Annotated in this window: 14 protein-coding genes and 1 pseudogene; 6 read left to right on the forward strand and 9 right to left on the reverse strand. The window is 52.1% G+C overall.

Annotated elements, in window-relative coordinates; translation table 11 throughout:
* Positions 1-98: 98 nt before the first annotated feature.
* Genes K787_RS0100095 through K787_RS0100120 form a run of 6 tightly spaced genes read right to left on the reverse strand, consistent with a single transcriptional unit; the run spans position 99 to position 4,767 of the window.
* Positions 99-1,280, reverse strand: a complete 1,182-nt coding sequence (locus K787_RS0100095) for an STY4528 family pathogenicity island replication protein (protein WP_022960738.1) — start codon at positions 1,278-1,280, stop codon at positions 99-101.
* Positions 1,281-1,283: 3 nt separating this feature from the next.
* On the reverse strand, positions 1,284-1,841 hold the full coding sequence (locus K787_RS0100100) for a DUF2857 domain-containing protein (RefSeq protein ID WP_022960739.1): 558 nt from the start codon (positions 1,839-1,841) through the stop codon (positions 1,284-1,286).
* Positions 1,842-1,855: 14 nt separating this feature from the next.
* Positions 1,856-3,448 carry a ParB family protein gene (locus K787_RS0100105; protein ID WP_028614432.1) on the reverse strand — a complete coding sequence of 531 codons (1,593 nt, stop codon included), beginning with the start codon at positions 3,446-3,448 and terminating at the stop codon, positions 1,856-1,858.
* Entirely contained in the window at positions 3,441-3,674 is a 234-nt protein-coding gene (locus tag K787_RS24175) for a hypothetical protein (RefSeq protein WP_028614433.1), read from the reverse strand. Before K787_RS24175 ends, K787_RS0100105 begins: the two co-directional genes overlap by 8 nt.
* Positions 3,658-4,512 (reverse strand): ParA family protein, encoded by an 855-nt coding sequence (locus K787_RS0100115; protein WP_022960741.1) that lies wholly within the window; start codon positions 4,510-4,512, stop codon positions 3,658-3,660. The genes K787_RS24175 and K787_RS0100115 overlap by 17 nt, the downstream gene beginning before the upstream one ends.
* A 36-nt stretch (positions 4,513-4,548) precedes the next feature.
* Entirely contained in the window at positions 4,549-4,767 is a 219-nt protein-coding gene (locus K787_RS0100120; protein WP_022960742.1) for an AlpA family transcriptional regulator, read from the reverse strand.
* A 1,111-nt stretch (positions 4,768-5,878) separates the two neighbouring features.
* On the opposite strand from K787_RS0100120, the gene K787_RS0100130 reads away from it, so the two are divergent.
* Together K787_RS0100130 and K787_RS21750 are read left to right on the forward strand one after the other, a co-directional pair.
* Positions 5,879-6,205 (forward strand): hypothetical protein, encoded by a 327-nt coding sequence (locus tag K787_RS0100130; protein ID WP_022960744.1) that lies wholly within the window; start codon positions 5,879-5,881, stop codon positions 6,203-6,205.
* Between the two features lie 223 nt (positions 6,206-6,428).
* A pseudogene (locus tag K787_RS21750) lies at positions 6,429-6,779 on the forward strand (JAB domain-containing protein); the annotation flags it as partial.
* A gap of 34 nt (positions 6,780-6,813) precedes the next feature.
* Here the strand turns inward: K787_RS21750 and K787_RS0100140 are convergent.
* Both K787_RS0100140 and K787_RS0100145 read right to left on the reverse strand, forming a co-directional pair.
* Positions 6,814-7,716 (reverse strand): bacteriophage abortive infection AbiH family protein, encoded by a 903-nt coding sequence (locus K787_RS0100140; protein ID WP_022960745.1) that lies wholly within the window; start codon positions 7,714-7,716, stop codon positions 6,814-6,816.
* A 7-nt stretch (positions 7,717-7,723) separates the two neighbouring features.
* Entirely contained in the window at positions 7,724-8,575 is an 852-nt protein-coding gene (locus K787_RS0100145) for a hypothetical protein (RefSeq protein WP_022960746.1), read from the reverse strand.
* A gap of 372 nt (positions 8,576-8,947) precedes the next feature.
* Here K787_RS0100145 and K787_RS0100150 point away from each other — a divergent pair, with 372 nt between their 5' ends.
* The 3 genes from K787_RS0100150 to K787_RS24515 are packed head-to-tail and all read left to right on the forward strand — an operon-like array spanning position 8,948 to position 12,782.
* Complete coding sequence (locus K787_RS0100150) at positions 8,948-9,145, forward strand: hypothetical protein (protein WP_022960747.1); 198 nt, start codon at positions 8,948-8,950, stop codon at positions 9,143-9,145.
* A gap of 47 nt (positions 9,146-9,192) precedes the next feature.
* Positions 9,193-12,063, forward strand: a complete 2,871-nt coding sequence (locus tag K787_RS0100155; protein WP_022960748.1) for an HsdM family class I SAM-dependent methyltransferase — start codon at positions 9,193-9,195, stop codon at positions 12,061-12,063.
* A 2-nt stretch (positions 12,064-12,065) separates the two neighbouring features.
* A complete protein-coding gene (locus tag K787_RS24515) occupies positions 12,066-12,782 on the forward strand; it encodes a hypothetical protein (RefSeq protein WP_084671857.1) in 717 nt (238 codons plus the stop codon).
* A gap of 108 nt (positions 12,783-12,890) precedes the next feature.
* On the opposite strand, the gene K787_RS25790 is transcribed toward K787_RS24515, so the two are convergent.
* Positions 12,891-13,022, reverse strand: coding sequence for a JAB domain-containing protein (locus K787_RS25790; protein WP_084671858.1), 132 nt, complete (start codon positions 13,020-13,022; stop codon positions 12,891-12,893).
* A 66-nt stretch (positions 13,023-13,088) separates the two neighbouring features.
* Between K787_RS25790 and K787_RS21755 the strand changes: the two genes are divergently transcribed.
* Positions 13,089-13,316, forward strand: coding sequence for a transposase (locus K787_RS21755; RefSeq protein WP_022960749.1), 228 nt, complete (start codon positions 13,089-13,091; stop codon positions 13,314-13,316).
* Positions 13,317-13,504: the final 188 nt, after the last annotated feature.

Consider the following 13,504-nt stretch of genomic DNA (forward strand, 5'->3'; position numbering starts at 1 on the left):
GCCCGCCACCTTGTATTACGCGAAGGGCCGCAGAAACTGCCATTTATCCCCTGGGGACAAGCATGCTGAATGCTACCGAAGGCTGATCGCTGGCTGAATCAACCTTCTTTCAAGAGATCACGCATTTGATCGAGATATTGCTTGGCAAGACCAGGAGCCATCTTTCTAGCTTGACGCTCCGGGGGGGCTGAATGCTTGACTGCTGCCCCATCTGACTCATGCGCCACCTTGCCCCTGGCCCAGGCGTTGAACTCACCACGGATGGCGCGCTGGATAATGCCGAAAAGATATCCCGCGGGGTTTCGGATGTTGCTGCCACGACAGCGCTCCTCCCATTCGTCCAGCACTGCCTGACGCAGTGAGGCATCGACCTGCTGCAATGCCACCATGACACCTGTTCGCTGCTCTTCTTTCAAACCGTTGAAGCGATCAGGCAGACGAATCTCCTGCATCGCGCGCGCAGTAGTACGTACTTTATTTATATTACGTACAGTACTGTCCTCCTTCGGATTCCGAAGAGCGTTGTCTGGCGCGGGTTTCGGCCCTGCTTCGGAATCCGTAGAGAGGTGTTCACGATTCCGAAGAAGGCTTGAGCCCCCTTCTTCGGAATCGTGGGTAGCGCCATCTTGTGGATAACGTTCGTGTGTCCCGATATCTTCACGGGCAAGTCGCTCGGCGATCACCTGCAACCGTGACGGCAGCGTGCGACCAGACAGCAGCGGGTCTTCTGCAATTTCCTGCAGGGTGTTCAGCCCCACGATCTGGACGGCCTTTGACGAGTGCCCGATGGACTGGCTCACCAGCTCAAGGTAGTCGGCGTCCAATTGCATCGCTTCAAACGGCGTCAAGGGTTCGTCGTGCAGTACATAGAGGTTGCCAAGGATACGGCCGGTATTGGGATCACGGCGTCTACGCACCAGGCTCAGCCAGCGTGTCAAACGCAGCAGTGTCAGCGCGCGTGCAACCGTTTCATGCGATGCCCTCGCGGTGCAAGGCATCGACGCCAACCAAGGTCGCAACTGTTCATACGTGGGAAACGCCGTCACACCGTCGTCGTTGAGCATCAGCCGGAAGACTTGCCAGGCATTGCGTTCCAGCGGCGTCAGTCTGCGATCAAGGAATAGGCGCCGCGGCACGCTCTCGTGCCGGTTGCCGCTGAACAGGAAGCCGTCACCGGAGGCGGGTGTACTGTGGTCGGGTGTGAGTTTTTCCAGGGCATTATTGAACAGATCGGCGATTACGACAGGGCCTCGGCATGGTGCTGTGTGATGCATGGCCATGGCTTATCCAAATCCCTGATCCACCCAGTTCTTGATCGCCGCCCAGACCACCGACAGCGGCAGGGACATGCCTTCGGCCAAGTCCATTGCCGCATCGAGGATTGAGGTCTCGTCCCCCAGATCGATGTTTTTGCTGCTGGTTACGGCCTTCCATTTCCGCCACAGCTCCGTATCCTGGGTCTCGTCCAGGACAGGATGGCGCCCCTTGCGTTTCGGCAGGTCGAGGATTTCGCGGCGCAGGGCGACTTCCTGGTTCGTAAGACCATAGAAGCCGTTCACCATATCCGTGCTTGCACCCAGCCTGAGCATGCGATCAATCGTGGCAATCTCTTGCTCCATATTCAACGCTTGTTGAAGCAGCCGTTGCAATACGTCACGGTTGATCGTTACAGAACACCAGGGCACTTGGGAGTTGGCTAACACGCTAACCATCTCGGGATTCTTGAGCGCATCCAGGTCCCGCGCGCCAAAACCCATTGACTGACAACGACGCAGTTGGCCATTGCGAAGATCATAGAGTGCCTGGGCGATGACGGCCTGGTTTAGTGGATGTGCATACATTGGAAAACCTCCCGTTATGAGCTGCGGCCCATACCCTCTGATTCAAACTCCAACACCCTGCGAGCCAACCGTACGAGCCGAAAGAGTTGTACGAGTGCGGTATCGCTCAGTCGCTTGATCTGGGGGTCTTGACCATGCAGAAGTGCCGGAAGGGCGGCAGCCATCTGCTCGTTGTTAGCCACGGTATCCCTGCTGGGCTTCCCGCTGACAGATTCCAGAAGCATCACGATAGCGCGGCCGGATGGGGTCATGTCCTCGTTATGATTGGAGCACGAGAAACCAATTCCAGTGTCTTCGTCATCAATGCAATGAGCCAACGAGGCTTCGGCTGCAATCTCCCGTGCAAACTGGCTGATGTGGGTTCGCAAGTTGTCAGGGTTATCCAGGCCCGGCTCGATATACCAGACGTCGGAAATCGGATACACGCCTCCAGCCTGTACCGGAACCGACTGCAATACGTTTTGCGTGAAGTCCGGTGGAGCCTCATCACCCAGCTCGTCAGCCACCATACGCTGAATCGTTTGAAGCCTTAGAGTTGTCGGAGCAGGCGAAACAATATGCTCTTGCAACACGTCAGTGGGACGTTCAACATTCAGAGGAGGAAGGTTCTCGTTTTGTGAAGCTCCAGGCCCTTCGACCGTCTCTACCTCATTTGAATGTTCCACCCTAGTGGAAAGCGTCGCCGAGGATGGCGGCACTTCCGGTGTACTGGTCAATGCCCGATGGCGGCTACCTGATTCGTTGACGGATAAAGCGAGTACATCGTAGTTGGTGCCAAGCATCGCCGACATCTGGCCGATCAGCTCGTCCTGGACTCGCCCAGCCGAGAAATCGTCAACACTGACATCAAACTGACCGAGTACCTCCTGGAACAAGGTATCAAAGTCAGTTGCGAGTGATCGACCCTTCGCGTGGTGTTCCCAGGTGCGTTCGCTTGCTTTACGAATCACCGCAAGCCGCTCGACCTGGTGACGCCCCAGCCCAGCATAGAGGACGTTGGGAATGGCAGGCAGTAAGTACTGAACGGCATCACGCATGCGGCTGATGTGAGATTGCTGCACTGAATATCCATCGCCACGCAAAAGTCGAGCAAGTTCGGATTGAGTGATCGGCTGCCCCCTTTCCTCCTCATAAAATTCCCGCGCCTTCTCAACGCCCAATGCGCGTTCGATAAAGGTCAGTCCCCCACGAAGTTCGTTTTCCGCAAGGTGGCCAGTCAACGCAACAATCTCACCACGCTCAGGCCATGGGCGAAACAAGCAGGGAATGCGGAAAAAACGTTCGTCTTTGGTCTCCGACCACAATTCACGCAGGATCGCCAACCGAGTGTTTCCGCCGTTCCTGATGATGAAGTGGTCGGCACCGGGGCGGCGAGTAATGGGAGGAGCTGCATCCAGCCCACGTTCTTTGATGGACGCTTTGATCTCGTCGTATAGTGGATTTCGTGTCAGCCGTGGGTCCAGCTCGTACGGCCGCAACTCATCAAGCGTAACCACCATTGGCGTATCCACAATGGGATCAGTCAATTCAGCGGCTACCTGCGCGCCGGGCGAAAACCCTTCGGTGAGCAGCTTGCCGGCCATCTCGTTGGGGGTTAAGTCAGCCATCCTGATTGCCCCCCACCGAAACCCCTGTAGCAGCGACTTCAATACAGACTGAGATCGGCCGAACGCTCACCGGCACAGGCCCGGTGAATACCGTGGGTAATCCGGCTTTGGTGAGCCGCAGATGGCCCCCGGGTGTACGCATGACCAACCAGCCTTCACTCATCACATACTGAATCAATGGGAATAGCCGCTTATGCCCCGCAGATAGTTCATGTACGCAGATCATGCTTCGCCCCTTTGCCTGTCACCAGAGACAATGGCAGTGCCCATTGAGGCAATATCTCTGTGCCGAGACTACGAATGATGTCGATGGCAGCTGGAGTTTGACGGCCTGTGGGGCGATGACGCTCGACTCTATGAACAGGTAGCCCTTTCGTAGCCGCTTTAGGGAAAGCTTCAATGGATGGAACCTCCGCGTCGAGAACTTGCACTCCGGGCTGATCACGAAACACGAGCCTGAGTGTCTGTTGAACCAGCCTGGCGTTGGAGGACACTGCCGGGATGCGGTTAATCAACAAGCTGATAGGTGGTGGTTGAATACCAAGATGGCGAAACGGTTCTACTTCCTTGACAAGTTGCAGCGTCCCGCGTTGTAGCTCCCTAGCTGCAAGTATCTCTGGTGTGACCGGTGAAACAGCCGAATCAGAAGCCAGAAATGCCATTTCCAGCAGGACACTGCGCGCACCCTGGGTGTCAATCAGGATGAGGTCATAGTTTTTACGGAACACAGAAAGCAAATTGCGCAGCCTCAGACGACCGTCTGGAGCATGTAGCAATAGCGTGTTCAGTTGACGGTGTACATCGTTGGAAAGCACTATATCGAGACCATCGATACAGGTTCCGGAAATAAGTTGCGTAATATCCCGTTCGTTGTACGCGAGCAGCTCATAGGTGCCGCCTGGCGCCCGGTGAGATAGCTCATAGTATGAAGACAGCGTGGGTTGAGTATCCAGATCGAGCAACAAAACCCGGAAACCGGCATCGGCAAAGAAGCCGCCAAGATTTGCCGCAATCGTAGTTTTACCAACCCCGCCTTTGGTGCTTATCAACGATAATACTTGCATGAACGGCTCCTGTTTTTCTAGATTGGGAAAGTACGGTCATGACCGTTCATTTCGCCGTTCTGTAAGCCATTGTTCTATCTCGACTGAGTCCCAACCCACTGCGCGCACGCCAATGCGAATGGCTTTAGGAAACTTACCCAGACTCATCAGGTTGTAGATATGAGCGCGTTTAAAACCGGTTTTTGCTTCTACTTCTGGCCGACGCAGCATGCGGCGTTCAATGTTGGCCTCGCTGAAGGTTGTCTGCTGGTTCATTTTGATCACTCCTGTGCGCTTCTGGCGCTTCATGGACGTGATCTCATTGAGGGGAAAGCGGGTGGAAGTGGATACAATAAATACGCACTGGGTTATGCGCTTTCATAAAAAACCAGATAATCAGTGCTATCAAGCGGTGAACCAATGCACCTAATGTTCAGGCATGAAAGATCCAGACAAATAAGCGGCCGCTCCTCCAACTCTTGGGTTGAGAGTATCCGAAAAGGATTGAGATTTTCGAGGATAGGCTCCTCGTGCTCGGAAAGAGTAACCCACCGGGTAGTGGCTTCGATGGGGGTGTAGAATATTTTTATATTATTACTATTCACTGTCACGCTCTTCCGTCTTCTTTTGCATTGGATGCGACTCGTCATCTTCAGCAAAGCCCCCATCAGGATCGTGGCGTGATGGGCATCCTTGCAAAGCCCGATCGAGTACCAAGACAAACCGGAAAAAAGCGCCTTACGGCTAGCTCAAGCCCTCCATATAGCTCAGGCGCCGGAATAAACGCTGGTGATCAGTGTTTTCGGTAATCGTCTCGCTGTAAAGGCCATGATGCTGTCATGACGGGCATGCTTCCATACCGTGACACCATTCAACTAAAATCGTCACAACCATGACCTTCAAGGTCATCCTGTAGCCTGTACTGCGTACCCCTTAATCGCATTGCGCTAGCCCACGGTCGACCCCAACAACGCTCATGGTTATGATTAATATCATCCTGATGGCTGTAGTGACCTTTTTGGTCAAAAGTATGATGAAAATAACAACAAGAAATTTGGAAGAATGATATGCCTGTCGAGGCCAAACGATGAGAAGTAACAAGGTTAGGAAGACTGGGATGCGACTCTTCTAGTGATTTAGCTGCGAGCGCGGTGCTCTACCCTTGAACCTACAGTAAGCGATGAGCCATGTGCTTTAAGCTGAGACCGCCCTCCCCTGGCTTTTTCTTGACAATCCATCAGCTGACCTATTCGGCCACATCAATGCGGCACCACACCACTGCTGCTGGTCTGCATCGCCCTCAATACCAACAAGCGAGCAGCGGACCATGAAGAAAAGCTGCATCTCTGGCAGAATCATCACATCCCATCAGCAACCGATCCATTCTATGTCTTTAGCCTACGAAGTCATGCGTCTGTTCGCATCACCACAGGGTCACCTAGTCGAGATCAAACTCACCGACCAGATGACCGATACACCAGACTCTGGTCATGAATGGCTATGGGTCACCAACCGCTCCGTCAGCAGCTTGCGCCCCAGTCGTATGGAGGGAGAAATACGACTGGGGCAGTCGTTCCGCGAAGCCCATCTACAACTCTGCGATCAGCATGCCGAACTTTCATGGCTCAATGGCGACCGGCTCACTCTGGAGGCTCGCCAGCCCCTAACGCTGCCCCCGGAGCAACGACAGCTCATTCATAATCACCTGAGCTGAGAAACCATGCTGCGAAAGCGCGATGATAAGCGCTGGCTGATTTATAGATTTCCCACAGAAAACTCATACCGGGCATATGCAGGGCTCCGGCATGAGCGACACTGAAACGTCACGGATTTATGAGAGTTGAGGCAAACCCGTCGACTGAAACTAGGGTTTGTCTGAAAAGTCAGTTTGGCTAAAATACCGCTGCCTGGTGCTTCGAGTGTAGTCATGTCAGGTCGTTACGAGATACCTGCGCACCAAGCTGGCTGGCTTCGAGCACAAAGTCTTCGCGGTGCTGTTCCTCGATTCGCAGCATCGCTTGATCGAGTACACCGAGATGTTCCGGGGCACCATTGACAGTGGTTCGGTGTATCCGCGAGAGGTGGTCAAGGAGGCGCTGCGGCTCAATGCGGCGGCAGTGATCTTCTCGCACAACCATCCCAGCGGGAATCCCGAGCCGAGCCGTGCCGATGAGGCCATCACCAAGCGGCTCAAGAACGCACTGGCGCTGGTAGATGTGCGCACGCTGGATCATGTCTTTATCGCCGGTAGCGATACCACGTCCTTTGCCGAACGTGACCTGATCTAATCCTGGGGCTTCGGCCCCTTTTCTGCTGCGCCCGTTAGTAGTCATTCCAGAGAGCGGTCGCGGCTCGCTGAGTACCCACCCCCAGTGTGATCAGTCGATCGTATTTCGTCGGTCGTTCCTGCTCCGAGCGGCAAGCAACATACCAGTGGGCGGCAGCAACGCTGGGCACCCTCAGCAATGCCTGGATATAAGGCAAATCTACTTCGGATAAAGAATGCCCCAGTACATGCACGGTCTCGATTGCACCGAGCTTATCAAAGAACGCTTGATGCTCGCGGATCAAGCGTTCTGACGGTTTGAATGTCTTAGAGAAGTAGTCGTCCAAGATGTTATGGGCTTCCATCATGCGTGTGTCGATGTCCTCAATGTCGGGCCGATCATTGAGGGGGCGGCGTTGAGCTGGATTCCAGCCATGCCCTAGGATCAACTCGCTGTCTTGCATCCTGACCTCGCCATGGATGTGTAGTACATGGGTGTCAGGCACGGCATAGAGGTCGCCAAGCATCGAGGTGTAGTTGAAGGTCAGGAAAACGGCGTTTGCGTCGATGCCGTTCAGGCGCTTCGTCGCCGTGCTGGGCGTTGGAATCTCCAAGGAACGTATCCACTCGCCGAACTGCAACCTGAGTTCAGTCGAAAGACGTTGAACGACCTGATCGACCTCGTACTGGAGATCATGATGTCCAGCATCACTCCAGTCTTCAGCGCTGTAGGACTGCATGAAGTGGCCGAGGTCATCAATGATGCTGTCCACGTCAACATCAGCCAGTGCGGATTCAAGGTCGCTCCAGTCTTCGTCGGCAGGAAGATATCTTTCTATGGCATCGAACAGGTCTCGATCATGTCGCCTCACGTACTCCTTAAACTGCACGTAACTCGACGGAATCCCATGCCATAGGTCGAATCCGTTCCCGATAACATAGAGCTTGGTGGAATACATCGGTGGCCTACTTCTTCTTGGCGAGTCGTTGGAAATGAATGCCAGCGATCTTAGCGGATACCTTTAGTGAATCTTCGTATCCTGGATAAAAGGAAACCGTGTCGCAGAAATAGTTATGGTACGCAGCGAGCCATGAAAATTTTGAAAATACCGTAGGGACTGCGGCATAAATTTTCAGTGCCGACTCGATCTGCTTCTTGTGCAGGCGAAGGGATTTGGCATCAAGATACTCTCGATCATCGCCCTCAATAATGCACTCCGTCAGATAGTTCAGGAAATAACGACCATCCGGGCCTCTCAATACATCCCTGATTTGGGGTGCAATCTCCCCAGAATAATAGCCAATGTGCATGTCCACCAGTTCCATAGTGTTGTCACAGAGGACAACGATGGGGTTGACGGCAACTTTGCTTTCAAGGCGATATGCCTCCAACAACGCTGCGCCATACACGCTATTTTCATCCATGAACAACTGGTCAACCGCCATCCCGCCTCGGATGAAGAAGCCTTTTAGCGCCATCTGGAACTGATATTCGTTGATGGCCCAAAGGATGAATCCGAACTCGGATTCCATATCTTCGCTGAACCGTGGGTGGGCCAGCACCACGTTGTCGGTGAACGACTTGAAATAGAGCATCGACTCGTCGGTGCTCTCCTTGAGCTGCGCGATGCTCTTGGCGAGAATTTGATGAAAACTCCTCAGCAGCTTGTCCGCAGTACCGTCCTTGTAGCTGGCGCCGATTCTCTCCGAGAAGCCCAATACATCCAGGAAGGCACAATAAGACAGCCGATGCACCGGCTTTCCAGCGGAGAAATAGTCGGACTTCCCCTTGTTCTGCTTATGGGTGGATTTCGTCATCGAATTGAAATAGCTCCTTGGAGATTTACAGATCACGGCTAATAAGAAATTTTGCCGAAACCTTTAGCTGACGTTTTGGTGTAACGCCCAATCGTGGCAAGTATTTCATAAAATTTGTAGTGCCAAAATATTTGCAAGATCGTGCACCACGACCAGTTGGCCGTAACGTTCGCTCGGCACCTGTGTTTTTCCTGAGATGAAATTTGAGCGTCCCCGGCCATGCTTCATGGCCGGGGACGCTCATTCCTAAGCATAAAACCATGGAATACATTCTGGCTTTCTGGCTTTCTGGCTTTCTATAAAGCCAGAAATGCGGCATAATTCAACCATTGTTACGTCCACAAGAAACGATCGCTAAACGGAGAGCGCCCAATGACCGGCAGCAAGGTAGCCACACATGGCAAAGAGGTCACAGCGAACTCCGATCAAGGAGCATCGCTTAATTTCAAAGTTAGCTCAGAATTCAAAAAACAATTCAAAGGCTTTGCCGTTGCTCAAGGCGTCAGCATGACAGACCTTCTGAAAGAAGGTTTCTCTCTTTTGAAGAAAAATGGCCAGCCCGGTGAGTAAGACCACATCTATTCAGATCAATCGGTTTCAGCGCGACGGGAGCCGTAATGACACTTAATGCGCACGATGTTTCACATATGTCGGTAGACTGGTTGCGCTTGATACGTGAAGACCAAGGAATATCTCACGTTGCGGGGCTAGTTGCAGTGAGCAACTATGATCACAATGGAAGGCCTCCAGAAGAAGTCTCCATCATAGAGAAGGCTCGATCTTATGGTGCCCGCGCCGTCTTTTTCGAAGAGGCGCGTCATAGCCGCGCTCCTGTTGCACAGGCTTTTATATTTAATTCCAATGACGAGCCTGATGACGCACGCTTTGCGGAGCTGCACAAGCGCTTATGGAGCTGGGGCGGGGTTCCGCTTGTATATCGAGCTTTGCCAGGTAGCATTCAACTGTTTCGTTGTGCTCACGCTCCAGATTTTTTGGGGAAAGATGGCATCCCGGTTTGTAAGCCTGTTCGAACGCTTGTCATAGGTGCAAAAATTGCTGCGGAGGACACATGGTGGGATGCTGATAGGATTCGCAATGGAACAATCTGGGACGATCCCGATACCTGCAAGCTAATGCTTTCGGCGCAGAAAGCGGCGCATCGCACACTTGTCGAGGCGGTGCGGTCGCTCGCAAATCAAATTTCAGAGCGACAACTACTCACACCTCGACTACGCCGAAAACTTCTTATTCTGTCGCTACTCATCGCTTATCTTGAAGAGCGTTGTGTCCTATTGCCTGCCGATTTTGGGGGCGCGCGTCAGGGAGCCACACGCTTCTTTGAAGTTCTCAGGGATGGCAATGCGCTATCCAAACTTCTTTTAAATCTGGAAGAGCGATTCAATGGTCACGTTTTTCGATTGTCAAAAGATGAGCACTCAACGTTAATAGGCAATGCTGGGCTTGAAAATTACGCGCGACTTATCGAGGGGCTTGAAAATAGTGGCGGACAGCTTAGCCTCTGGAAGCTTTATTCCTTCAAAGATTTGCCAGTAGAGCTGATTAGCAATATTTACCAGCTTTTTGTCAAAGATGCGTCTAGCTCCATCTATACACCTCCTGCGCTAGTGCGACTAATGTTGGAGGAGTCGTTAAGCTGGAGTCGGCTTGATGAACTCATGGCGGGAGATGGTGTGATTCTTGATCCTGCATGTGGATCGGGCGTCTTTTTGGTCGAAGCATACAAGCGGCTTGTTTTGCACTGGCGTTGGCGTAATGACTGGGCACGTCCGGGCATAAAAGATTTGCGCCTGTTACTTCAGCGTGTGCATGGAATTGATGTTGAAGACGGAGCGGTTGAACTCGCTGCATTTAGTTTATGTTTGAGCCTTTGTGATGCCCTGCAGCCAGCAGAGATCCGATCAAGCGTCAAGCTGTTCCCGCTTCTGGCCGATGTGACGCTGCACCACAGTTGCTTTTTTGAAGCAAAACAAAAGGGACTGATAACATCGCCAGTTTCAGTGGTGGTGGGAAATCCGCCATTTGAATCATCTTTGACTACAGATGGTGCACGCCAAAGCTTTGCCTCATATAAAAAACAGCATGGCGCTCTGGCGGATAAGCAATTGGCATATCTTTTCCTCCATGAAGCCATGGAGATGCTTGATGAAAATGGCATATTGGCAATGGTCGAGCCAGCCGGTTTTCTTTACAACCAGCATTCCCTTTCATTTCGGCGTCTGTTCTTGGAACGCTGGAAAGCGCGTGAAATTTTAGATTTCGTATCAGTGAGAGGGCTTTTCAAAAAAGGGGGAGCCGATCCTAAAATTGTCGTGGTAATTGCTGAGGCAAAGAGTCCGGCAGCCGAGGATCGCTTGCTTCATGCAGTTTTTCGCCGCAATGGCCGCGCGACTGCGGAGCAGGGTTTTGATATCGACTACTACGACCTTCACTGGATTCGCAAACTAGATGCCATCAAATCTCAGGATATCTGGCGCGCAAATTTGTTAGGGGGCAGTCGCGTCCATAGCATGATTAGGCGATTGCGTGAATATTCGACACTAAAGGAGTTCGCCACAAAGCAAGGCTGGGATTTTGGTGAAGGGTATTTTGGCGGGCAGAAAAACAGCTCTGACAACGTCCAGCATCTGGTTGGGATGGCACTGCTACCAACCCAGGCATTAGGTGCTGATGGCATTGACCGATCTTTACTCAGTATTGTGCCTAATGATCCAATTAAAGATCCAAAATCGGCCAGTCGGTTCATGCCCCCACTCCTGCTTATCAAGGAGCATGAAGATCTTTATCTTGATTTATGGGAAGATGGCTACCTAACTTATAAAAACGAAATAGTCGGATTTTCTGCGCCCGGCGACTCTGAAAAGCTGGAGGAAGTTGCGAATTGGCTTATAGCCCATTCGATTGTTCTGCGCGCGTATGTGGCTGGAATAAGTTCTCGGCTATTTACGCAACGTGCCACCTCTATTTTCAATGCGGACATCTTCTCCCTTCCATATCCAGAGAATGGGGATCTTGATGTAAGCCCTAACGAACTAATCATTGCTGAGGATATTGTCTCTTTTCAGCGCGACCTCATTCGCTTGGGCACTGCGTCTCCCGCAATGCAGCAAGTCCAGCCAGAAGCCCTTAGTGCATTCGATGACGTTTTCACCTTCCAAATTAACGGGGTCTATGGGCGAAATCCTTTGCGAGCGCTTCCGATGGAGAGATGGTCGGGCGCTATTTGCAAAGCATACGCTTTTGGTGATGGAGCGGTGGATTGGTCAGATGCTAGCGAGTTGCGTAATCGAGTGGATGCACTCCTTCATGAGAAGAAAGGAGATAATCTGACTATCACGCGAATTACTCGGCTTTATGACAAGAATTTTTTGTTCCTTCTAAAGCCTGATCGCCATAGATTTTGGATGCGTTCGATTGCACTTCGTGATGCTGACGACGTTCTTTCCGATCTTCGTGCGCAGGGGTTTTAACGATGCTTGCGGATGAAGTTGGAGCTCAAGCGTATTCTGGCTCACTAGATAGCAATGTCTGCCTACCTGATGAATGGTTTGATTCTTTGATTGGTTTTATTGGGAGTGTATTGCCGGTATGGCGCGACGACCCCATAAGACCACATAAAACAAGTGAAAATGGGTTAACCGCACAACTCTGCTCGCGGCTCTCAAGTGCAAGTCGTCATACCCCAGGGTGGGATTTTCTTCAATTTAAAAGAGAGGAGCCCGATGATACTGATGGACGCCGTTCAATAGATATTGCCATAGCCCCGAGCGGGACAGTGATTTGGATTGAGGGGCGTGAATATACGGAGTATCAAACTCTCCTGCCAATTGAATGTAAACGGCTACCTACTCCGGCCGGTAGCGAGCGTGATGAACGAGAATACATCTACAGCCGTTTTAGCAGCACTGGAGGAATTCAGCGATTCAAGGCTGGACACCATGGTGCGGCACATAATCGGGCGGCAATGATTGGCTATATTCAGGCGAACGATATAGCTACCTGGGCAACCCAACTCGATCAGTGGATTGATGAATTAGGCACCTCGAATTCTGGGGACTGGTCTTCTATTGATAGAGTTTTTCTAAGTAGACATGACACTACTTCTAGAACAGCTTCATTACGATCGAATCATGCACGTCGCCAAAAATTGAGCCAGATCATAATTGATCATCTCTGGATAGAAATGTGATTGCTATAGGCGCTGAGGATTTTTTATCGCTGGTATTGATCATGTTAGAAAGGAGCCGAAGCCCACCCTGGAAGTCACAACAGGCCATCTTCGGCGAAGAACGTGAACTCACCTCCGATGATGGCGTGATCGGGCAAGGGAACATCGACGAGCCTCAGTGCCACCTTGATCTGGTAGGATCGCCCTGTCGGTCACGCTCGGCTCTGGGTTCCCGCGCGGATGGTTGTGCGAGAGGATGATCGCTGAACTGGCCTAATAATCCCGGACACCTCTTAAGGGCGATTGGACTGCCCTGTTGGAGGATGCATGAACGAAAGAAAAATCTATTCCCGCGAATTCAAGCAGCATGCGGCCTGTATGGTCATTGATGATGAGTGCTCAGTGCGTGACGTTTGTGTGTCATTGAGTATCGGGCCCACCGCTCTGCGTCGGTGGGTCGATCAAGTTCACAAAGAGAGCCAAGGTCAGCCAGTGAAGGGCACCAAGGCGATCACAGACGAGCAGCGCGAGATCCAGGACCTCAAAGCCATGTAGCTGAGCAAGACGCTTCGATTCAAGTGGTAAACTAGGAAAGTGACGAGCTAGCCTTGGATAATCGAATAATTGCTCCAGCTCATCGGCGGTGAACTGAGAAATGCGTGCAGTTCCAAAGGACATCGAAGGCAGATCGTCAGCCAGATCGAGTGGACAGATATGGTGCCTGTTAATGGCCAATTAATCTG

Origin of the sequence: Halopseudomonas pelagia CL-AP6, from assembly GCF_000410875.1 — a bacterium.
Classification (GTDB): domain Bacteria; phylum Pseudomonadota; class Gammaproteobacteria; order Pseudomonadales; family Pseudomonadaceae; genus Halopseudomonas; species Halopseudomonas pelagia.